We start from the raw sequence: 212 nt of genomic DNA on the forward strand, positions 1-212 counted from the left end.
CTGTACACCAACAGTTTACTGAAGTTGCTGTAAAACTGCATATTCTCACGCTGATTTTTGATTGACATACTGCTGTGCTTTTTTTAACTTCAGCAGCTACAATCAGCCCGTTACTGTACACCAACAGTTTACTGAAGTTGCTGTAAAACTGCATATTCTCACGCTGATTTTTGATTGACATACTGCTGTGCTTTTTTTAACTTCAGCAGCTA

At 38.2% G+C, this 212-nt stretch carries 1 protein-coding gene; it reads right to left on the reverse strand.

The features are described 5' to 3' along the window. A partial coding sequence (locus tag BOQ64_RS22900) for a hypothetical protein (protein WP_164975893.1) occupies window positions 1-181 on the reverse strand: 181 nt, incomplete at its 3' end. Window positions 182-212 lie beyond the last annotated feature (31 nt).

The organism is Chryseobacterium sp. CH25, assembly GCF_004119455.1.
Classification (GTDB): Bacteria; Bacteroidota; Bacteroidia; order Flavobacteriales; family Weeksellaceae; genus Chryseobacterium.